The following is a 21,382-nucleotide window of genomic DNA, read 5'->3' on the forward strand; positions in this document are numbered from 1 at the left end:
CTTGTTTGTTTAGTTTTCAAAGAACAATTTTGTACGTTGTCACTCAGAAGCGACATTTGTTATATTATCATGCTCACAAAATTAAATCAACAACTTTTTTTAAAAAACTTCAGGAAGAATTTAAACAAAACTTCTCTAGTTTCGTTGTCGTTAACAGCGCGGTTTTTAATATACAACAAGCTAATAGCATACGTCAATACTATACAAATAAATTATTTAATTAAATTTACCAAAAATAAATGATAGTTAAGCTGCCTCATACTCAAAACACAAAAACCAAAAACCTAACAATTATTATATTTAACACATACATTTCATTTATATTTCGGAAACTAATAATTGTTTAGTTAAAATTGTAGCTATCCTAGCTTATCAGAAACTTCACACTGTAATTATGAGACTTTTCATTATTATGTTACATAATTTAATGATATAATTAGTTTAGTTACATTAAACCGCCCTGATTTTCACTATAGATGGAGGACGATATTATTGATTGAAAATGGAATATCTACAGATGCTATTGTTTTAGTTGCAGGCATCCTTTTAATTGTCGGTGTCTTAACCACGAAATTTTCTTCACGTCTTGGCGTGCCCTCTCTTGTTCTCTTCATGATGGTTGGTATGGCGATGGGAAGCTTTATATATTTTGATAACGCTAAGGTCGCTCAAATGATTGGGGTTTTAGCACTGGTTATTATCCTGTTTGAAGGTGGAATTCAAACAAACTGGTCCTCCCTACGACCGGTAATTATACCATCTCTCTCATTAGCTACATTTGGTGTCTTAATAACGTCTGGAATAGTAGCACTTGCAGTAAAATTGATTCTGGGTTTTGGGTGGCTAGAGTCTATTCTGTTTGGAGCTATTATTGGATCAACGGATGCTGCCGCTGTTTTTGCCGTCCTTAAAGGACAGAATATTAAACCGAGACTAGGCGCAACATTAGAAGCTGAATCAGGATCAAATGATCCCATGGCTGTATTTTTAACCGTTGCGATGATTGAGATGATTACTATCCCTGATTCGAGCATTTTATCCCTTATTGGTTCATTTTTCGTCCAAATGTTTGTTGGAGTCATTTTAGGTTTAGCCTTTGGAAAGATAGCTGTGTGGGGACTAAATCGAATTAACCTCGATGCTGGGGGATTGTATCCTGTATTTGCAACAGCCTTTGCCCTCCTAACTTACGGTATTACTGCTTTCTTTCACGGTAGTGGCTTACTAGCCGTTTACATTTCTGCGATCATTATCGGAAATTCAGATATTGCCTTTCGCCACTCCATTTTCCGTTTCTCAGAGGGCTTGGCTTGGATGATGCAAATTACGATGTTCGTTATTCTAGGGCTCCTCGTTTTCCCAAACGAATTATTTACTGCCGGAAATTTGCTCAATGGTATTTTAATTTCTATAATCCTTATTCTTATAGCGAGACCGGTGGCAGTTTATCTTTCTACAATCAAAATGAACTACGATCACAGAGAACGCATTTTTCTATCCTGGGCTGGTTTAAAAGGTGCTGTACCAATTGTATTGGCAACTTTTCCGTTACTGGCAAATATTGAAGGAAGCCACGAAATATTCAATGTCGTCTTTTTCGTTGTCTTAATCAGTTGTTTAGTTCAAGGCTCTACCATTACGCAATTAGCTGAGAAACTACATTTAGTAGGACCAAAGTTGTCTGAGCCTACACATTCTTTAGAATTAATCTCATTAGGTAAGGCAGATGCCGAAATGCTCGAATATCGGATGGAAGAAGACGCTGAAATTGTTGGCATGAGTTTATTAGATATTCCCTTCCCACCTGGTTCGCTTGTCAATGCTATTATTAGGGAGGATAAGTTGATTCCTCCAACTGGAAACACGGTATTAAAAGGGGGAGATTTTTTATACGTCCTCGCCCCTAGAAAACAGAAGAAAAGTATTAAAGAACTTCTTTCTAAAAAGAAAGACATGGGTACAGAACAAGTTGGTTAATAAAACCCAGCAACACGCCAATGTGTTGCTGGGTTTTTATTTTAGAAACTAATCATTACCTTTTAGTGATTATCCCAAAAACACTAAGTATATCAAAAAAATTTAACGAAATTTTTTTCGACAAAAAAACCCTAGCAATCTTCTAAATCCTTGTTATAATGATTTAAGATTTATTGAATACTTCATTGTAAAAAAAGGTGGGCATTATGGGAAAGACTACTTGTAGGTACGTTATTAACGCTTTAGGCAAAGGTGGAGAAACCTACTATACCCATTGCAAGGATAAAGCTGAAGTAAAAAAGTGGTTAGCTGAGCATGAGCACAGACTGTCAATGAAAGATGTAAAGATCATTGATAAGAATAAACACCCACTCTTGAATTGGTTATCCTTCCGATTTTAAAAGACAAGTAAAAGGCCGCATTCCAACTGGAGTGCGGCTTTTGGCATTTCGTTATTTCCCGATAAACATTTGAGTCCAGTGATGTCCTGAAGAATCATATCCTACACCGATATGAGTAAAATCCCGACTAAGAATATTCTTACGGTGTCCTGGGCTATCCATCCATGCCTGTACCACATCTTGTGGAGTTTGCTGTCCTTGAGCAATATTTTCTCCTGCAGTCTTATAGGTAACACCATTATCACGCATCATGTCAAAAGGTGATCCATACGTCGGACTTGTGTGTGAAAAATATCCATTTTTGCGCATATCTTCTGATTTCTTTTGGGCGACTCCACTTAATTTTGTATCTGCTTGTAAAGCTGGCAAACCATTTTGTCTACGCTGCTCATTTGTTAAATCAATTACCTGTTGGGCTGCCTGACTAATATTTGCTGGTGCCTGCTGCTGTTGTTGTGGTTGTTGTGGTTGTGCTGGTTGTGCTGGTTCCTGTTGATTAGTTGGAGCTGGTTGCCCAGATTGTCCTTGTTGAGCATTATTTGGTTCATTCTGTTGCGGAGTGTCTTTTCTCTGCTCCTGCTGATCATCCTCGCCTTGGCCATAGTGGCGTTCACCACGGCGAATTGGGACATATTGATACTTCGCTTCTCTTACTAAGATGGCTCTCGTATGTGGGTAATTTTTACTCGATTTATTTGTTTTATAACTGGAGATATTCATCTCCTTATTCTGGTTATTCTTACTATTTTTCTTTGTATTCGAGTTAGCCCCATATAAATTTACATCATCTTCACCATCGGCTCGATAATTATCGATGCCATTTCCACGGTTATTTGATTGGATTCTATTTCCGTTTCTTCTTGTTCCGGTAAAGTTTAAATCACCAGGTTCCTTTTCATAGTCCTCTGTTAGTGGACCATTATTATCAATACCATTATGGTCTTGTCTACCACTGTCATCGGTACGCCCGTTATTTCCTAGAATCCCCATTTGACTCCCTGTACCTGATGTCCCTACTTGATTGTTTCCTGTTGATTGATTTGTATCATTCGCACCACAGGCGACAAGACCTAACATTAAAACACTGGTAGCAATCAACCCAAGCTTTTTACTTTTCAAATTGTCCTTACCTCCTTTTGCATTTATCCCTCTTATTTTTCATTTTATTTACGAAAATATAGGTGGGAATTAATGAAAGGAGCCCCAAAAGATTGCTATTCAAACCATTTTCCCGTACATTTACCATATAACTGTTGAAAGGTGGATTGGTCTTTGCTCATCTCGCATCCCTATATTAAAGTACAACGGAAAATTACGGATAATGTACAACATATGATTGAAACAGAAGAATACTTAACACTTTTTTACGATAGTATAGAAAGTGAAACAGACTACTTTCGACTTCACGATATTTTAGATATATCATTTAAGTCCCTCACTAACAACAGTGGATTTTTATACCTCCATACAACAAGAGGTGTCTACCCTTTTCATACCAAATCTAATCCCCAGAAATTTATCCATACCTATCATAAGTTGAAAGAGAATGGTATCCGTTAACTCAATAAAATCAAACCCCATTTCACAATGAAATGGGGTTTAAGCATCTAGAAAAACCTTTTCCTACCTCTATCTTCCTTTAAAATCTCAACTGCTTCACGGAACCTTTGAGAGTGGACTATTTCCCGCTCACGTAGAAATCTTAATCCATCATTTAAATCTGGATCATCCGACATATCGATAATCCATTGATAGGTTGCTCTCGCCTTTTCCTCTGCCGCGATATCCTCATATAAATCCGCAATTGGGTCTCCTTTAGCCTGGATATACTCAGCAGTAAAAGGGTTCCCCGCAGTATTGTGATAAAATATAGCACTATCATGATTCACGTAATGGTCAGCTAAACCCGCCGCTTTCATCTGTTCAGGAGTTGCGTCTTTTGTTAATTTATATATCATTGTTGCAATCATTTCAAGATGAGCAAATTCTTCTGTCCCGATATCGTTAAGGAGTCCAATGACCTTATCCGGTATGGTATACCGCTGGTTAAGATATCTTAAAGCTGCAGCCAACTCCCCATCAGCCCCACCATATTGCTCAATTAAGTATTTCGCTAGCGTTGGGTTACACGTACTTACTTTTACGGGGTATTGTAATTTTTTCTCATAAATCCACATTACACACGGCCTCCTTACCTTATAAGTTGGGCTCCTACAATTTCACCTAGATTGACATCCATTTAAATTTGCCACGGCCATGGTGCTGAGCCCCAACTCCAATTCGCATCAGTGAAACTATTTCCGAAGTTTTGCAAAGGACCATACCTAGCTTCAAATTCCGTTTTCAGCTTTTTCGAATACTGAGTAAATTGATTAAATTGTTGCATAGCCGCCTGGTCATGCGGATGTGTATCAAGGTAAAGATTCAACTCAACAATCGCAAAGTCTACCGCTTGGATCTCCTCAAGTCGATCGTAGTAATCTTGTGGAAGTTGCTTTTGTTTCATCTATTTCCCCCTCTTTTCGCTTCATATGGATTTTCATAGTATTCATAAAAAACTGGCCATAAGGTTCCACGATATAGAGCTTCCTTCGGGGAAAATTGTGGTAAATTAGGTGGTTGAAAACCTATATAAAGTTGCGGTGGTGTCCAATAGTACTTAACCCCTATTGGTCGACAAGGATCAAACGGGCTGTGAAAAGGCTGATATGCCTTAATATTGGTAAACTGAGCCTTTGCTTGTTCGGACACAAAGCGCACCCCTTTCCTTTTCTCAATCATTGAATTATACACACACACAGATTGTCTATATGACCAAATAATATAGAGGCTCTCGGTGTTTTGTCTGAAAACTTGGAAATCTAAAGGAGAAAAGGAAAGGTTCAGCGAATATATGTTGATAATAGACCTTAAATCTAAAATTGGAGGTGGATCAATAGATGCTACGGGCTGAAAAAATCGAGAGGGAAAATTCTCTAGATGCAATTGAATTTTATTTTCAAAAAGGTTGGACAGATGGACTTCCGATTGTTCCCCCAACAGAAGAAAGAATTTATGAAATGTTAGCAAGCGTAAAAATGAGTCCGGACACCATAGTGGGTTCGATTCCAGAGCGAGGTCGTGTTTTTACCGCTGAACTAGTTGCCATTAATGCTGTCATGGCTGGTTGCTTACCAGGTTACTTTCCAGTAGTCATGGCTGCTGCTCAAGCCATATCAGAGCCAGATTTTGGTTTACACGGTCCAAGTGCAAGTACTCATGGTGCAGCTATTATGATTGCTGTAAATGGACCAATTACTAAGCAAATTGGCTTAAATGATGGCGCAAATGCATTAGGACCCGGGAATCGCGCAAACGCAACAATAGGGCGTGCCATACGACTTTTAATGATTAATGCCGGTGGCTCCCCGGAATTCGACAGATCGACACTTGGAACACCAGCGAAATATAGCTTCTGCTTCGCGGAAAAGGATACCGATTGGGAACCATTGCACGTTCAAAGGGGTTTTAGGATAGAGGAAAGCACCGTTACAGTTTTTGCATGTGAAGGTCCAAACCAGATCCAAAATCACAGTGCTCTTAGATCGGAAAACATTTTGAGGACAATGGCTGATCGAATGTCTCCACTGGGGAGCTTCAATATTGCAAGTGAAACAGAAATGGCCGTCATTCTCTGTCCAGAACATTACCAGCACCTGAACAAAGATGGATGGACAAAAGAAACTGTCCAGCAATTTTTATATGAACATGCTGCAAGAACTGTAAGTGAAATGAAAAAAGGTGGAATCATCGTGGAACCCCTTTTACCTAATGATGATAAAGTCTATAAACACGCAGTTCCCTCCCCTGACCATATCCTTTTGATGGTTGCTGGGGGCGAGGCAGGTCGATTTTCCGCCTGTATGCCTGGATGGTTTAGTTACAAACAATCGAAAGCGATTACAAAATCGATTAAAGCTGCAACTGGATTCACATGAAGTGAGTGTTGATCACCAATCCGTGCGGTTGGACTGTACTTATTAACATTTGAGCAATGAGACTAACCAATAGAGGGGAGACTTTATCATTGAGCATTATTGTTTATAATCCTACAAATGGTCCTAGTGTAAAAGAGAAGACTATGGCAAAGAGGAACCATCCTTTAGAAAACAGTGTAATCGGATTAATTGATAATGGTAAAAAAAATTCTAATGTAGTGATTGAACGAGCTGCATTTGGATTAAAAAACAAATATAAACTAAAAGAGGTCTACATCCATAATAAAAAATCCTTCTCCCATGGCCTAAACCCAGCGGAAGCAAAAATGCTTGCCGAAAAATGTGATTTTATCATCACTGGGGTTGGGGATTGAGGATCATGTAGCTCGGGCAGTTTGCTCGACGGAATTATTATGGAAGAACACGGTATCCCAACTGCGGTAATTATTACTAGCCCATTCTTTGCCTCAAGTAAGGCAATGGCAGTCTCTCAAGGGATTCCTGATTACCCTTTTGCTACGATTCCTCATCCTATTGCAGCGACTGAAGAATTAGTCTTACACGATTGGGTAGACAATATAATAGACGAGATAGAGAAGATACTTACAAGTGAAGAATCCTAAATCCCCATTAACATAATGATTGGATTACTAGCTATCGATGACCGTAGTACCTTTCCTTAGGGCCTAATTTCCACACCTTTCCGGGTCATTGGCTAGTCAAATTGACTTCTTTGATTTTGCCACTTCTGAATCAGCTAATATCAAATCATAGGATATAACTGCCAGGCTATTGTTCAACTGTCTAAGGATTAAAATCTCTCCTGTGGATAATCTAGTAGTGAAACTTTTACAAAAGGAGATGACACCATGACACAATCTCAAAGCCAACGAGAAAGATTTTGGAGAGAACGGAAACAAGAACAAAATCCGCATGGAAAAGTAAAATCCTTTGAACAGCTAGCCGAAGAAACCGGCAAAACCGAGAAAAGCAAACGTTCGTAGAAAGTTAGCAGTCCTCTACAGAAATAATCCGCCAATGTGGTGGGTTATTTTTATTTAACCAAATTAATTTATTGAACATTCCCACAAATTTAGATATAGTACGTATATAATGTTTCAAATGGTGAGGTGGACTGAATGCGACCAATAGTATTAGGGGTTTTAGCAGCGCTTTTTTTTGCTGTTACGTTTGTCGTAAACCGAGCGATGGACCTGGCTGGAGGTAGTTGGATTTGGAGCGCTTCCCTTCGATACATATTTATGGTTCCTTTTTTAGTCATTATTGTTTTAACACGTAAAAACCTTAAACAGCTGTTTTCAGTTATGAAAGAACACCCCAGAAGTTGGTTAGTCTGGAGCTTTATTGGATTTGGGTTATTCTATGCTCCCCTTTGCTTTGCTGCCGCGTACTCTCCTGGTTGGTTAATTGCAGGAACTTGGCAAATCACGATCATTTCAGGTTCCCTCCTAGCCCCACTCTTTTGGGTCACACTGGGGAACAAGAAGGTAAAAGGAAAAATTCCCCTTAAAGGTCTTATGTTGTCTATGATCATTCTAATAGGAATTATCCTGATGCAAATTGAACATGCTCAATCAATTCCTTTGGCTACAGTATTATTGGGAATTCTGCCAGTTATTATCGCTTCCTTCGCCTATCCACTAGGAAATCGTAAAATGATGGAAATCTGTGATGGTCGTTTAGATGCCTATCAAAGAGTTCTTGGAATGACCCTTGCTAGCTTGCCACTTTGGTTTCTATTATCGATTTATGGGTTATTTACAGTCGGAGCTCCTACTTTACAACAAGGCATACAGTCTTTAATTGTTGCTATTTCATCAGGGGTTATTGCAACCGTTCTATTTTTTATGGCTACTGATATGGTTAGAGGGAATATGCAAAAGCTAGCTGCTGTAGAAGCAACACAATCCATAGAAGTCCTGTTTGCATTAGTTGGAGAAATCATCATTTTATCCCTCCCGATTCCTACTCCACTTTCCTGGCTGGGGATATTAGTGGTGATTATAGGAATGGTCATTCATAGCTATGTATCAAGCATTGAAAAAGGACCTGCTACCACAACGATTAATGCTTAAGTTAACCTGAAAAGAGGCCAACATTTCGATGTCGGCCTCTTTCTTTGATTTGAATATTTCTTCTTCAATCAACCAGTATTTCTTAACCCAGCAGCCACACCACTAATGGTTAACAATACTTGTGTCACGAGTTCTTCGTCCGGCTCTTCGGTATTACGAATTTCTTTAATGAGTTCCACTTGGATAAAGTTAAGTGGGTCAACATATGGATTTCTTCGGTGGACAGATTCTTTAATGTTTGGAGTATGATCAAGCAACTCTTCATCCTCAACGATTTTCAAAAGAATCTCTTTTGTTTTGTTATATTCCTCAACAATATTAGAGAAAATTCGATCGGCCACTTCTTGATTCTTCACCAATTGGCTATACTCTTTTGCAGTAGTAATATCAGCCTTCATTAGGGCCATTTGCAAATTATCAATGGTTGAGCGGAAAAATGGCCACTCCTCGTACATTTCCTGCAGAAGTTTTAAGTTCTCTTCACTTTCTGCTGCAAAGCTTTCTAGCCCTGAACCTGCTGCATACCATCCTGGTAAAAGCTGGCGACTTTGCGTCCAAGCAAATACCCATGGAATCGCCCTTAAATTTTCAAACTCTGCGCTATTTTTTCGACTCATTGGACGAGAACCAATATTTAAGCCACCGATTTCCTGTAATGGTGTCGCTTCATTAAAATAGGTGATAAAATCAGAATCGGCAAAAACAAGGTCTTGATATTTTCTTAAAGACACTTCCGACATTTTCTCAATTGCCTCTACCCATCTTGCATCACGGTGATGCGTCTGTTCAGACTCATTTAAGACATGGGCAGCTGCACGCACTAAGGTTGAAGTGGCCTGTTCAAGACTTCTGTAGGCAATATCTTTAATTAAGTATCTAGAAGAAAGAACCTCCCCTTGCTCGGTAATTTTAATGCCTTCACCAAGAGTTTCTAACGGCTGGGACATTAAACTGCGATGCAATGGACCGCCTCCACGGCCAAGTGAACCTCCACGACCATGGAAAAACTTCAAGCCAATCTGATATTTCTTCGCCATTTCATGGATTTCAACCTGCGCCTTGTATAATTTCCAGTTCGCCGTTAAGGTTCCACCATCTTTACTTCCATCTGAATATCCTAGCATGATTTCCTGTTGGTTATTCAACTTTTTCAGATGTTCCCGATATAAAGGCATCTGGAACAGAGTTTCCATAATCTCTCGGCCAGCAGTTAAGTCATCTATCGTCTCTAACAATGGAGCCACATTCAAATCACTCTCCACTGCTCCATCTGCATGTAAGCGATAAATTCCCGCTTCTTTAGCTAATACAAGAACCTCAAGAATATCACTAGGTGATTGTGTCATCGAAATTAGATAAACGGATATAGACCTTTTCCCAAATGATTTATGCGCCTTTTTAATCAAGTTAAACACATCAAGCATTTTTTGAGTTTCCTTTGAGTAATCCTCATGCAACAATAGTAGGGAACGAGGATCAACAAGAATTCCTTGTAGGACCTTGATCTTTTCCTCTTCTGTTAATGCTTGATAATTCTCAGTGACTCGTGCTTTACGAAGAATTTCAGTAATGGCTGCTTCATGTTCCCCGCTATGGTTTCGTATATCAAGTGTAGCAAGATGGAAGCCAAATAGTTGTACCTGACGAATTAGTTTTTGTAGCATCTTTAGTTCGTGATTCGTTGGGTGATGCTGGTAAATACTTCTCTTAACCTGGTATAAATCTTCTAGTAGTTCTTCTGCAGATCTATAACCAATCTCAGACTCGCCAACTTCCTTTAAACGGTGAAGAATAACTGCAAATTTCCGGCGATAAACTTCATTTTCAATCGGCCATCTTCTGTTTTCTTCTAAATATGTTTCCTCTTCTTTTGGAAGAGATTCTAATAATTCAGTGCTTACTTTTACTCGCGTTGTTGCATGACTCATTCTCTTCATTAATTCAATAAGCACGTTTTTATACTTTTTCAATACAAGTCGTTTTTGTTTATTTAATGTTTCCCAAGTAACCTCAGGCGTAACATGCGGGTTTCCATCGCGGTCCCCACCAATCCAGGAGCCAAAATGCAAGAAATTCGGTACTTCCCACTGATGTTGTGGAAAGTGTTCCTCTAAACTCTCTTCTACTTCTTGATGGATTTCAGGAAGTACATCAAATAGAGTTTGGTCGAAATAATATAATCCATTTCTGACCTCATCAATAACTGTTGGTTTGCGATGACGTAGCTCATCAGTCTGCCAAAGAGCCATCATTTCATTATAGAGGCTTTCTTTTAATTTTTTTCGTTCCTTTGCAGAAAGCAATGGATTATCTAATGTTTTTAATATATCGGCAATCCGTTTTTGAAGCTCTAGGATTGACCTCTTAGTAGCCTCCGTAGGATGTGCTGTTATGACTAATTCCAGTGAGATTTTCTCGAGAACATTCTGGATAATTTCTGAACTAATTTGATTTTCTTTTAGTGCCTGAACCGCATGGTCTATAGAACCTGGTTGCGCTTGCACATCGGCTTGAAGTTGGTATTCTCGGCGTCTTCTAATCCGGTGATTTTGTTCGGCAATATTAACGAGATGAAAGTATACCGCAAAAGCACGAATAACTTGTTTTCTCATCTCGGGATTTAGTCCTGCAATTTCCTGTTTTATCTCATTATAGATTTCTGTATTAAAATCATTCCGAAGGTCCTTACACATCGTTCGAATCTTTTCTACCTTGTCTAAAAGTTCAATCTCACCCTGATAGACTAGGATTTCTCCAAGCATTCCACCTAACATTTTCACGTCCCGGCGCAATGGAAGACTACTATTATTTGTCACTAAACCTGTTGTCATTCTTTTCACCTTCCTACTGTTACAGTTCTTAGAATTTTTAAATAATATAACATAACTTTGGGAAAAGGTGTAGAAAAAAGTATTATTTTGATAGTATTTTTCTTTATTTAGCAGAAATTAAGGATATTTTCCTATGAAAAATTGATTCTTATTTAGAATATTTTAGAAGATACCCAGCGTAAAAAAAACGACACTCCTTAGAGTACCGCTTTTTATTCATCCTCTATTCTATCATTCATTTTGTCTAACATAGAAATTGCATCAACTAAATGATTATTAAAAATTTGTTTGGCTACCTCTAATAGTTGAATAATCATCGGGTCTCTAAGAGAATAGATCACTTGATTGCCTTCTTTTCTCCCTGTCACAATATTTTTGTTTCGTAGTACGGTTAGCTGTTGGGAAACGGCAGATCCCTCGCTCCCAATAAGTAGCTTCATCTCATTTACATTTTTATCTCCTTCTGACAATAATTCAAGAATCCGAATACGGATAGGATGGGCAAGTGCTTTAAAAAAATCCGCTTTAAACCTCTGCATTTCAAGATCCAATCGTTCTTCCTCTCTTTCAACTAGGGTCTTTTCTTTGCTCCACTTTGTGTTATTACAATTAAAACTCCTTGAATACGCTAGCTCTATTCAGTACACAGCCTGAAACTATTAACTAGAAAAAGCTGGCTGTTTCTCAACCGCATCATTTTTTGCTCCAGAAAGTTTATCGCATTCTCTAAAAGCAAAATGCTTACAGCCTAGGCATTTATTTTGATTGATTTCATTAAGCGCATAATTGATTGCTTCTCCTGTATGATCAAAAAAGTGATCTTCTCCTATGGTATCATATAACCCTGTTTTTTGTAGCAATTCCCTAGGTTGTTGTTGGATACCAGAAATAATCACAATTCCATGCTGTGAAAAATGGTTGACAATACTCGCAAAGTTGGATTCCCCTGTCGTATCCATAAAAGGAACCTTCCCCATCCTTAGCAGTAAAACCTTTGGCCGAAAATGAATGGTATTCATAATCGAATGTTCGAACGTTTGAGCTGCCCCAAAAAACAACGGGCCTTCTACATTATAAATGCTAATTTGTGGACAATCATGGGTTTGGGAGACAATCTGACTTTCCACTTTTTCATGTTTTTGATTCGGCAAGACCTTTGTGATCACCATTACATCACTCATTCGCTTCGTGAATAAAATTACCGCTAACACTAAACCTACTTCCACAGCAGCAGTTAAATTTACAAAGACAGTTAATAAAAAGGTTACAGTAAGAATAAGAGAGTCTGCAGTTTTTGTTTTTAATAGATGATAAAAAACATGTCTTTCGCTCATATTCCATGCGACTACCATAAGAATTGGTGCCATACTTGCAAGGGGTATTTTCGATGCATAAGGAGCGAACAATAACAAAACAAGTAGAACGACCACCCCATGGATGATACCAGACATGGGCGAAACTGCCCCGTTTTTTATATTAGTTGCGGTTCTGGCAATAGCTCCAGTTGCTGGAATCCCGCCAAATAAAGGTGCTACCATATTAGCAATTCCCTGCCCCACTAACTCTCGATTGCTATTATGTTTGCTATTTGACATTCCATCTGCAACAACGGCCGATAATAAGGATTCTATCGCTCCAAGAATCGCAATTACAAAAGCCGGTCGGATTAACAGCTGGATCTTTTCAAACGTGATTTCCGGAAATGCAAAATGAGGTAAGCTGTTGCTGATTTCCCCATAGGTCGAACCAATTGTCGCAACTTGACTTGGATACAAAAAAGTAGCTAGTAAAGTTGAAACAATTAACCCAATCAGTGGACCAGGAACCTTTGGAAATAACTTAGGAGTAAGGATCACCATAATCAAACAAATAAGTGCTGTCAAAATGCTGTAAATACTCATGCTATCAATATGGAAAACAATTTCTTTCATATTATCAATAAATAACTCGTGTTTTTCGACCCCTGATAGCCCTAGAAAATTCGGAATTTGACCTGTAAAAATAATGACCGCAATTCCAGCTGTAAATCCAATTGTAACTGGCCTTGGAATAAATTTGATTAACGAACCCAGTTTAAAAAGTCCCATTAATACGAGGATTATCCCTGCTAAAAAACCTGCAATTAACAGATTTTCAAAACCATAAGTCATTACAACACCAAACAATATCGGAATAAATGCTCCTGTTGGTCCACCTATTTGATATTTGGACCCACCGAATAAAGAAATAAGTATTCCTGCAATAATCGTTGTGTAGATCCCATACTCCGGTTTAACACCTGAAGCAATCGCAAATGCCATTCCTAATGGAATTGCAATGACACCAACCACAATCCCAGAAATCAAATCCTTTTGAAGCGCCTGAAGGGAGTATCCTTGATACCTCCCACGAAAAAACCCCTTTGGTAACACTTAAAATGGCCTCCATTTCTCCTTCTTAATATCTATATATCTGATTATTTGAATATATTACTATATGAATCTACACCTGTTTTCTGCTCCTGTCAAAGGTTTTATTCCTAAATGTTCCAGTAAATGGTTGGATTTGCTTCGTACACCTTCTAGTGAATGAGCTTCTACTTTCGTCCATCATTCTTTGTAATTATTCTAAGCTTGAGTCTCCTTAAGCAGTTATGATTATGGACCATTCTGTCCATACTGATTATCTGGGAGGATTATTATGACAAACCATATTGAAGGAACAATAGAACATCCTAGACTATCCGTCATTACCATTGTAGCCCGTATTTTATTAATCACTTTAGGAGCTTTGTTAATGGCTGTAGGGCTAGAAATCTTTCTAGTGCCAAACAATGTTGTCGATGGTGGGATTACTGGCATTTCAATTATGCTTGCTCATATAACAGGATGGCGGCTCGGTGTTTTCCTCTTCCTATTAAACCTTCCATTCGTTTATTTAGGATATAAACAAATTGGAAAGACCTTTGCATTATCAACCATTTACGGCATCACCTTGTTATCCATTTTTACTGTGCTTTTGCATCATTCAGAAGCGTTCACAGATGATGTGTTACTTGCAACAGTATTTGGTGGGATGCTCCTAGGAATTGGTGTTGGGATTGTGATTCGCAGTGGCGGTGCATTAGATGGTACGGAGATTCTCGCTATCCTAATAAGCAAAAAGTTTCCCCTTACAGTGGGGAATATCGTCATGTTCTTTAATTTCTTTATCTTAGGTACAGCGGGATTTGTTTTTACCTGGGACAGAGCGATGTATTCTCTCCTTACATATTATATTGCTTCGAAAGCGATTGACGCCGTTGTCGAAGGGTTTGAACAAACAAAATCAGTGTGGATTATTAGCGATTTTTCCAAGGAAATTGCTGACAGCATCAATGCACGGCTAGGCCGTGGAGTCACTTTTTTGCATGGAGCGGGAGCCTATACAGGTGATGATAAACGAGTCATCTTTGTGGTGATTAACCGGATTGAGGAATCAAAACTAACACGCATTGTCCAGTACTGGGATCCACATGCATTTCTTGCCATTGGAGATATCGCAGAAGTACGTGGAGGTCAATTTAAAAAGAAGGATATTCACTAGTAAGGATGAAAAAAGAATAAAACACAAAGACATCATTGTCCCAACAGCCGAATTCTTCTAAGGAGGAGTTCGGCTGTTATTGTTCTACCCTTTCCTTTGCAGGTTAGAATAGAACCTTTTTTTCTCTTTTTTTTTTGAAAAATAATTATATAACAGTATTGATTTTATTACCTCTGTTATAGTACAATGAATTTAACAACAAACCGACTGGGGGAATTAAAAAATGATGATGAAACCTACTGTAAAAGAATGCCGTGAATGTGGATGTAAGTTTGAGGAAAAACAAGAGTCTTATCTTTATGAATGTGAGCGTTGTATTTGTAGTCACGATGATTAAGCAACAGTAGAAGACCTTCTCTTTTGAGAAGGTCTTCTACTGTTGGTTAGCATAATTCGATTTTATATAGTTTACAAGTATTATATTATGTAAACCCATTTGATTGATTAACTCCACACAACATTCCCTCTCCGCATTGGTTGCCTCCAATAGTAGTGTTATCATAAATAGTAACAACATATCTGTAAGGTAAGATAATGAATCAATGTATTAAGGGGGAATGTTAAGTGCTTACTTTAAGCAACAAACACAATCCGCTAGAAAATAGCTCTTTAATTGAAAAATTCTCCTATCATAAACCCCAACTTAACTTGGCACTTAAAGAAACAGTCGAAACCCATGAGAGCCTAATCAAACAAACACCTTTAGCTCCACGACCTGAACCAAAACCAACACTTTTTTCTTCTATAAAAACGCTTGGCTCTGCCTTCGCACGATTTAGTACATTTGCCACAAAAGCAGACGCAAGTATTAGCGCCTATAACACCCACGTAGTGAATGATGAAGATATAGGTTCACCGGAATGGAAAAGGAACCTTGATAAAGAGTACCAAGCCCTTACTAAGAAAATAATAAGAGTGGTAAACCTATCAGACTTTGGTGCGATTGGAGATGGAAAAACAGATAACACAGCAGCCTTTAAAAAAGCAATTGGCAATGGTCAGGTAAAGGTGCTTGTCCCTGAAGGGGTGTTTGTAACAAATGGAGTTCGCCTACCATCTTGGACGTGTCTCATCGGGGTGGGAAAAGGAAAATCAATAATAAAATTGAGTGACCGCTCGCCGAAAGGCACTAGGCTTGTGACGAATTACAATCATTGGTTGGGGAATCATCATATCTCTGTTGAAGGAATGAGCCTAGATTGGAATGTCGAGCGCTTAGGAAATGCTGTCAAAACCTGCACATGGGGAAACCATTCTAGTTGCTTTACTTTCGCAAATGTCACCTTCGGTTGGGTAAAAAATGTGGAAGCGATTAACGCTGGGTTACATGGGTTTGATGTTTCTGCTTCCTTTTATGATTATTCCGGGGACGGGAATAAGGCCCGCGGGAGCAGTCAGTATATATGGCTCGACCAGTTAAACGCTTACGGATTTGGGGATGATGGAATTACTACTCATCATAGTGAGAATATCTTCATTTCTAACTGTCACCTTTCCGATCCAAGTGGGCGTGCCCATAAAAAAGGATTTTCAAATTCGAATGGGATTGAAGTGGACGATGGTTCAAGAAATGTTTGGTTGAAAAATAATTCGACTACAAGATGCTTTGGCGGTGTAGAAGTGAAAGCTCACCATAACTCTTCTGCAGGAAACAATGTCCACATCCTTGGCCATATATCTGTAAATGACAACCGCAGCTACAACTTTCGTCATATTGGCCACCATAAAAGGACCGATCCAAATTCTAAAACGGCCTATCACATCCAAGCGACGAATCTGATTTCCATTGCCCCAACCTTCACTGGTTTATACGAAGGCTCAACCCCTAGAGGAATGGTTATTTCAGCTTATGTTCATGTGGCTGTGAACCATTTTACTTTGATAGGAGATCCGGAATATGAATACCATAATAATCCAGTAATTGCGATTCAATATAAGGCTCGTAGTATCTATTTGAAAAATGTCTATATGCGTGACTTTCGATCTGCTAGTACGGATATTAGAATTTATGGAGGGGAACAACATGCAGACCATATTACATTACAAAACATTAAAATGGATTTCTCCTCCCCTGTAGCCATCGACATTGGGAAAAATGTGGCTAACGTGACTATTCAAAATCTCAATGCCGTTATTTCCAGTGGAAAATATGGCATAAAAGCAGATACAAAACCTTTCCAATGTACTGAGCTTGATATCAAAGGCTATTCTTCTCCTATTAAAATCAATCACACTAAGTAAAGGGTGTCCCTGAATGGGGCACCTTTTTATCTTTAACTGCCTTTTTCCTTATATTAAAGTCCCTTTGGTAGGTGTTAGAACAGTCGCAAGCCCTTCTATGAGTTTATGGCAAGTGAAAATTGTTTAAAACAAATGTCTTTTAATTTTCAAAAGCAATAAGGGTTGAGAAAATTGCCTTCTAAAAAGATCACAAACTTTTCTCTAATAGGAAAAATATGCTAAAATTTACTTATAATCTATCACTAATCTACATATGATAGATTCATATAGGTAAGATAGGGGGTTTGATAGATGACAGCAGGTGAATCGACAGCTATTCAAAAAACAAAGCACAAGAGCTCATCTAAAGTTAAGGTGGTAGAACGAGTATTTTTCATTATTTTTGGTGCGGTATTAATGGGCGTTGGAATAGAAGAATTCCTTGTACCCAATCAAATCCTTGATGGAGGGATTGTTGGGATCTCCATCATTCTATCCCATCTCACTGGATGGCGCCTTGGACCATTCATTTTTATCCTGAACATTCCGTTCTTCTTTATCGGCTACAAACAAATTGGTAAAACCTTCGCATTATCGACCCTTCTTGGAATTACTGTATTATCAATTACAACTACTCTTTTACATAACTTTCCTGTATTTACCGAAGATTTACTGCTTGCAACCGTTTTTGGTGGAATTGTTCTTGGGACAGGGGTTGGAATTGTCATTCGGTTTGGTGGCTCTCTTGATGGCACTGAAATTATGGCTATCTTAATGAACAAAAAGCTCCCCTTCTCTGTTGGTGAAGTGATTATGTTTTTTAATGTTTTTATTTTTGGAACTGCCGGTTTCATTTTTGGTTGGGACCGAGCTATGTACTCTCTCTTAGCCTATTTTATTGCTTTTAAGATAATAGATGTTGTCATTGCAGGGCTAGACGAATCCAAATCAGCTTGGATTATTAGTGATCAAGCGAAAGAAATCGGCGAAGCCATTCTCGCGCGACTTGGTCGTGGTGTTACTTATTTAAATGGTGAGGGTGCTTATACTGGTGATGATAAGAAGGTAATCTTTTGTGTTATTACTCGACTTGAGGAAGCAAAACTAAAAACGATCGTGGAAGAGATTGACTCCTCTGCCTTTCTCGCTGTTGGAAATATCGCCGAGGTTAGAGGAGGCCGATTTAAAAAGCGGGACATTCATTAGTCACTACTCCGAACGGAAGGAGCTTTTCACTCTTTTCGTTCTACTCTCTATTTCTACTAAAAACACTTTGACAACCTACCATCTATACGTTACTTTTAATATATTATAAAGGGGGGGTATGCTTGAATAAGGAGATTATTAAATTCTTAAGAAAAAGTCATAATTTAAACCAACGTGATTTTGCTAGGATTGTAAATTGTAGCTTTGCCTTGATTGCTTTAGTAGAGGTCGGAAAACGTAGAGTGACCGAAGATCTCGAGAGAAAGGTAAAGGATGCTTTTGATCTAGATGAAAGCCAGATACAATCTATTACAGCAATTATTAAAAGCTTTGGAGAAGGTGTACCGCCATTTATGTGATGCAGCGGTATTTTTTGTCCAAAAAAAGAGCTGCATCTAAGCAACCCTTCCCCACAGTTAAACATACCTTTAGAGCACTGCTTCTTTTCTTTCTAAATACCGTTCCATTTTTCTTTTTATCCGTTGTAAGGCATTGTCGATTGATTTGACGTGCGTATTGACATTTTGAGAGATTTCCACGTAGGAATGACCTGCAATATGCAGCTCTAAAACTCTTTTTTCTAAATCACTTAACTTTTCTGACATTTTACGTTCCAAATCACTTGCCTTTTCCTGATCAATAAGCATTTGGATTGGATCCATGTTTGTTGGCCCAGTAATAACATCCATCAAAGTGTGATTTGACTCCTCTTCATAAATAGGTTTGTTCAAAGAAACATAGGAATTCAATGGCCCGTGCTTTTGCCGTGTTGCTGATTTAACAGCTGTGATAATTTGCCTAGTAATACAAAGTTCAGCAAAAGCTTTAAAAGAAGACAACTTGTCCACTCTGAAGTCTCTAATTGCTTTGTAGAGCCCAATCATTCCTTCTTGAACAATGTCCTCTCTTTCGCCGCCTATTAAAAAATATCGACTAGCCTTAGCACGGACAAAGCTTCGGTATTTCTTCATTAAAAATTCCGAGGCTTCCCCATCACCATCTTGGAACAGTTGGACAAGAAATTCATCATTCATTTCGGCATAATCTTGCATCAGCTTTTCTTTGATGAGTACATTCACACTGTTACCTCCGACAATATTATTAGATTTGATGTTCCAAACTATTCCTAAAAGTATGAACACCTGACATATATTTTAATAGTAACCTAGTGTGGCGATAAAAGAAATTCAAACTTATCGACTTTTTCTTACAGAAATCGGAATAAACAAAAAAAGAAACACAGAAAACAGGCAAAAACGCTATATTTGCCTGTAGGGTTATTATTCTTTTTGTCGAATTTTCTTTAAAAGTTTTTAAAACACTTTAAAATATTTGCCCATTTTACCTTGTCATTTTATGTTTGTTAGCCAAAATTTAGGGGTTTCTGTTGTAGGAAAGAACTATTTCGTATAGTTATTTGCATTTAATTGGTTCAATTCTAATAGGTTGTCACTTCCTAGTAAATCATGGATGGCTTTCGGGACAGGCACCTTCATTCTAGTTTGCCGGTTAATCGTCGTTAAGACAACCTCCGCGGAAACAACCAACTCCTCCAGATGATTTACGATATCCTGTTTTAACGTATAACTTGTATTTCCGATCCGTTCTAAAGTTGTTGTGATGCTAAGTTTATTTTGGTTGAACACTTCTTTTTTATAACTTATTCCGACATGGACAACGACAGATTCCACACCGTTTAAAATGCTATAGCGGTACCATTCTTGTCTTGCTTGGTCTAAGTACCCAAATAATTCAACATTGTTAACATGCGCCTTCCCCGTCTCTGCGACAAGTTTCATTTCAGTATAAGCCATGTGTATCCCCCATGTAAGTTTTCTATCTATTGTTATTCCATCTTTTAGATTTAAAAACCTTCTTTTTCTTGGATAAGTTCGAAAAGAAAATTAATTATTCACTGTATTCATTTCGGTAGTAATCAAAATAATCCTGCATAATTAGCTATTTAAGGAAAATACTACCTAGGTATTTATTAATTTTCTCTTGATATAATATTGAAGTCTGAAGGAGAGATTTCATCATGAAGATAGTAAAGTCCGTTTTGATTTTAATTCTATTCCTAGGTATAGGTGCGACTGCTTGGTTTTATTACCCTCACTACCAAATCCATAAAATGAAAAATGATTCCATGGAGGTAGGGAAGGATTTGAGCAGAGAAACTTATTTAGATTATTACCGTCAATATAGCAAACAAGATATTCATCATCTTGCCATTGGAGACTCCATTATTCATGGTTTTGGTGTCGATGAAACAGAGAATTTAGTCTACAAATTTTCCAATCAGTTAGGTCACGAAATCAATAAAACGGTTCACTATACAAACAAAGGTAAAAACGGAATGACAAGCACCGGTTTAAATGAAATGATTAAAGCTGGGTTATTAGATGAGGCGATTAAGACGTCTGATATTATCACTGTTAATATTGGAGGTAATGATGTTCTCAAAACAGCAAAAAAGCAAGATTATTATGGAGCTGTTAAGTCCTTTGATACCCTACAGGAGACCTTTACAAAAAACCTAACTGAAATCTCGATGAAAATTAAGGAAATTAACCCTCGTGCCACCATTGTTTTACTGGAATTATATAACCCGCTGCCCGCTGATCATCAGTTTTCTGATTTAGCTGACAGTTTGCTTCCAAAATGGAATGTGAACATTTACGAAGTGGCACAACAAATACCATCTTCCATTGTTGTACAAACTACAAAAGTAATTAACAGCGATAATCCACAGAATTTATCGCAGGATGGCGTACATCCTAACTCCGCTGGTTATACGGCCATTACTACCCAAATACTCAAACAGTTCTCGAAAGAATATCGAAAGGAAGCAGTATAAGAAAACACAGCCCAAGGATTGTAGGGCTGTGTTTATTCCTTTTTAGGAAACGCAAAAAAACCACCCAGTTATATCATACAACTGGATGGTTTTTGTAGCAGTGTCCCAGAAGGGATTCGAACCCCCGACCTACAGTTTAGGAAACTGTTGCTCTATCCTACTGAGCTACTGAGACATTTAATAAAGCGACTCATTTATTATATGATAGCTTTTATAAAAATTCAAGGATAAAATAACCAAAACCGTACTCCTC

21 protein-coding genes and 1 tRNA gene are annotated in these 21,382 nt (G+C 38.1%); 12 read left to right on the top strand and 10 right to left on the bottom strand.

Going from position 1 to position 21,382, the window contains the following annotated elements; genetic code table 11:
• Positions 1-492: 492 nt before the first annotated feature.
• Both H0185_RS01550 and H0185_RS01555 read left to right on the top strand, forming a co-directional pair.
• The gene (locus H0185_RS01550; RefSeq protein WP_246628956.1) at positions 493-1,977 is read left to right on the top strand and encodes a potassium/proton antiporter; all 1,485 of its coding nucleotides are present in this window, start codon (positions 493-495) and stop codon (positions 1,975-1,977) included.
• 206 nt (positions 1,978-2,183) lie between these two features.
• Positions 2,184-2,378, top strand: coding sequence for a hypothetical protein (locus H0185_RS01555; RefSeq protein WP_221870542.1), 195 nt, complete (start codon positions 2,184-2,186; stop codon positions 2,376-2,378).
• Positions 2,379-2,429: 51 nt separating this feature from the next.
• On the opposite strand, the gene H0185_RS23890 is transcribed toward H0185_RS01555, so the two are convergent.
• From H0185_RS23890 to H0185_RS01575, 4 genes are all read right to left on the bottom strand, one after another.
• Positions 2,430-3,497: a CAP domain-containing protein gene (locus H0185_RS23890; protein ID WP_246628957.1), complete on the bottom strand. Its 1,068-nt coding sequence runs from the start codon at positions 3,495-3,497 to the stop codon at positions 2,430-2,432.
• Between the two features lie 488 nt (positions 3,498-3,985).
• Complete coding sequence (locus H0185_RS01565; RefSeq protein WP_221870544.1) at positions 3,986-4,555, bottom strand: manganese catalase family protein; 570 nt, start codon at positions 4,553-4,555, stop codon at positions 3,986-3,988.
• A 62-nt stretch (positions 4,556-4,617) separates the two neighbouring features.
• Positions 4,618-4,884 carry a spore coat protein CotJB gene (locus H0185_RS01570; protein WP_221870546.1) on the bottom strand — a complete coding sequence of 89 codons (267 nt, stop codon included), beginning with the start codon at positions 4,882-4,884 and terminating at the stop codon, positions 4,618-4,620.
• Positions 4,881-5,129 carry a spore coat associated protein CotJA gene (locus H0185_RS01575; RefSeq protein WP_343223060.1) on the bottom strand — a complete coding sequence of 83 codons (249 nt, stop codon included), beginning with the start codon at positions 5,127-5,129 and terminating at the stop codon, positions 4,881-4,883. The genes H0185_RS01570 and H0185_RS01575 overlap by 4 nt, the downstream gene beginning before the upstream one ends.
• 188 nt (positions 5,130-5,317) lie before the next feature.
• On the opposite strand from H0185_RS01575, the gene H0185_RS01580 reads away from it, so the two are divergent.
• The 4 genes from H0185_RS01580 (at position 5,318) to H0185_RS01600 (ending at position 8,451) form a co-directional block, all read left to right on the top strand.
• The gene (locus tag H0185_RS01580; RefSeq protein WP_221870549.1) at positions 5,318-6,355 is read left to right on the top strand and encodes a hypothetical protein; all 1,038 of its coding nucleotides are present in this window, start codon (positions 5,318-5,320) and stop codon (positions 6,353-6,355) included.
• Between the two features lie 89 nt (positions 6,356-6,444).
• Positions 6,445-6,978 (top strand): UGSC family (seleno)protein, encoded by a 534-nt coding sequence (locus H0185_RS24180; RefSeq protein WP_281427509.1) that lies wholly within the window; start codon positions 6,445-6,447, stop codon positions 6,976-6,978.
• Positions 6,979-7,224: 246 nt separating this feature from the next.
• The gene (locus tag H0185_RS01595) at positions 7,225-7,359 is read left to right on the top strand and encodes a DUF6254 family protein (RefSeq protein ID WP_221870554.1); all 135 of its coding nucleotides are present in this window, start codon (positions 7,225-7,227) and stop codon (positions 7,357-7,359) included.
• A gap of 135 nt (positions 7,360-7,494) precedes the next feature.
• Positions 7,495-8,451: a DMT family transporter gene (locus H0185_RS01600; RefSeq protein ID WP_221870556.1), complete on the top strand. Its 957-nt coding sequence runs from the start codon at positions 7,495-7,497 to the stop codon at positions 8,449-8,451.
• Between the two features lie 68 nt (positions 8,452-8,519).
• On the opposite strand, the gene ppc is transcribed toward H0185_RS01600, so the two are convergent.
• From ppc to H0185_RS01615, 3 genes are all read right to left on the bottom strand, one after another.
• On the bottom strand, positions 8,520-11,282 hold the full coding sequence (gene ppc, locus H0185_RS01605; RefSeq protein ID WP_221870558.1) for a phosphoenolpyruvate carboxylase: 2,763 nt from the start codon (positions 11,280-11,282) through the stop codon (positions 8,520-8,522).
• Between the two features lie 212 nt (positions 11,283-11,494).
• Positions 11,495-11,833 (bottom strand): ArsR/SmtB family transcription factor, encoded by a 339-nt coding sequence (locus H0185_RS01610; protein WP_221870559.1) that lies wholly within the window; start codon positions 11,831-11,833, stop codon positions 11,495-11,497.
• 108 nt (positions 11,834-11,941) lie between these two features.
• The gene (locus tag H0185_RS01615) at positions 11,942-13,693 is read right to left on the bottom strand and encodes a SulP family inorganic anion transporter (protein ID WP_221870561.1); all 1,752 of its coding nucleotides are present in this window, start codon (positions 13,691-13,693) and stop codon (positions 11,942-11,944) included.
• A gap of 268 nt (positions 13,694-13,961) precedes the next feature.
• Between H0185_RS01615 and H0185_RS01620 the strand changes: the two genes are divergently transcribed.
• From H0185_RS01620 to H0185_RS01640, 5 genes are all read left to right on the top strand, one after another.
• Complete coding sequence (locus H0185_RS01620; protein WP_221870563.1) at positions 13,962-14,846, top strand: YitT family protein; 885 nt, start codon at positions 13,962-13,964, stop codon at positions 14,844-14,846.
• Positions 14,847-15,075: 229 nt separating this feature from the next.
• Entirely contained in the window at positions 15,076-15,183 is a 108-nt protein-coding gene (gene yhfH / locus H0185_RS01625) for a protein YhfH (protein ID WP_425515804.1), read from the top strand.
• Positions 15,184-15,410: 227 nt separating this feature from the next.
• Complete coding sequence (locus H0185_RS01630; protein ID WP_221870566.1) at positions 15,411-17,087, top strand: glycosyl hydrolase family 28-related protein; 1,677 nt, start codon at positions 15,411-15,413, stop codon at positions 17,085-17,087.
• Between the two features lie 291 nt (positions 17,088-17,378).
• Positions 17,379-18,272 (top strand): YitT family protein, encoded by an 894-nt coding sequence (locus H0185_RS01635; protein WP_221870567.1) that lies wholly within the window; start codon positions 17,379-17,381, stop codon positions 18,270-18,272.
• Between the two features lie 122 nt (positions 18,273-18,394).
• A complete protein-coding gene (locus H0185_RS01640; RefSeq protein ID WP_221870569.1) occupies positions 18,395-18,631 on the top strand; it encodes a helix-turn-helix domain-containing protein in 237 nt (78 codons plus the stop codon).
• Between the two features lie 69 nt (positions 18,632-18,700).
• Here H0185_RS01640 and sigH read toward each other — a convergent pair whose 3' ends face one another.
• Both sigH and H0185_RS01650 read right to left on the bottom strand, forming a co-directional pair.
• Entirely contained in the window at positions 18,701-19,414 is a 714-nt protein-coding gene (sigH, locus tag H0185_RS01645) for an RNA polymerase sporulation sigma factor SigH (RefSeq protein WP_425515801.1), read from the bottom strand.
• A 258-nt stretch (positions 19,415-19,672) separates the two neighbouring features.
• Positions 19,673-20,086 carry an acyl-CoA thioesterase gene (locus H0185_RS01650; RefSeq protein WP_221870571.1) on the bottom strand — a complete coding sequence of 138 codons (414 nt, stop codon included), beginning with the start codon at positions 20,084-20,086 and terminating at the stop codon, positions 19,673-19,675.
• 224 nt (positions 20,087-20,310) lie between these two features.
• On the opposite strand from H0185_RS01650, the gene H0185_RS01655 reads away from it, so the two are divergent.
• Positions 20,311-21,129: a GDSL-type esterase/lipase family protein gene (locus H0185_RS01655; protein WP_221870573.1), complete on the top strand. Its 819-nt coding sequence runs from the start codon at positions 20,311-20,313 to the stop codon at positions 21,127-21,129.
• Between the two features lie 101 nt (positions 21,130-21,230).
• Here the strand turns inward: H0185_RS01655 and H0185_RS01660 are convergent.
• Positions 21,231-21,304, bottom strand: a tRNA-Arg gene (locus H0185_RS01660).
• Positions 21,305-21,382 lie beyond the last annotated feature (78 nt).

Source organism: Mesobacillus maritimus (assembly GCF_019749255.1).
GTDB lineage: Bacteria > Bacillota > Bacilli > Bacillales > Cytobacillaceae > Mesobacillus_B > Mesobacillus_B maritimus_A.

Excerpts from the sequence above, each read along its gene's own strand:
- ppc (WP_221870558.1), bottom strand. The coding sequence starts at position 11,282 with ATGACAACAGGTTTAGTGACAAATAATAGTAGTCTTCCATTGCGCCGG.
- H0185_RS01555 (WP_221870542.1), top strand. The coding sequence starts at position 2,184 with ATGGGAAAGACTACTTGTAGGTACGTTATTAACGCTTTAGGCAAAGGT.
- H0185_RS01650 (WP_221870571.1), bottom strand. The coding sequence starts at position 20,086 with ATGGCTTATACTGAAATGAAACTTGTCGCAGAGACGGGGAAGGCGCAT.
- H0185_RS01600 (WP_221870556.1), top strand. The coding sequence starts at position 7,495 with ATGCGACCAATAGTATTAGGGGTTTTAGCAGCGCTTTTTTTTGCTGTT.
- H0185_RS01620 (WP_221870563.1), top strand. The coding sequence starts at position 13,962 with ATGACAAACCATATTGAAGGAACAATAGAACATCCTAGACTATCCGTC.
- H0185_RS01595 (WP_221870554.1), top strand. The coding sequence starts at position 7,225 with ATGACACAATCTCAAAGCCAACGAGAAAGATTTTGGAGAGAACGGAAA.
- yhfH (WP_425515804.1), top strand. The coding sequence starts at position 15,076 with ATGAAACCTACTGTAAAAGAATGCCGTGAATGTGGATGTAAGTTTGAG.
- H0185_RS01635 (WP_221870567.1), top strand. The coding sequence starts at position 17,379 with ATGACAGCAGGTGAATCGACAGCTATTCAAAAAACAAAGCACAAGAGC.
- H0185_RS01570 (WP_221870546.1), bottom strand. The coding sequence starts at position 4,884 with ATGAAACAAAAGCAACTTCCACAAGATTACTACGATCGACTTGAGGAG.
- H0185_RS01565 (WP_221870544.1), bottom strand. The coding sequence starts at position 4,555 with ATGTGGATTTATGAGAAAAAATTACAATACCCCGTAAAAGTAAGTACG.
- H0185_RS01580 (WP_221870549.1), top strand. The coding sequence starts at position 5,318 with ATGCTACGGGCTGAAAAAATCGAGAGGGAAAATTCTCTAGATGCAATT.
- H0185_RS01655 (WP_221870573.1), top strand. The coding sequence starts at position 20,311 with ATGAAGATAGTAAAGTCCGTTTTGATTTTAATTCTATTCCTAGGTATA.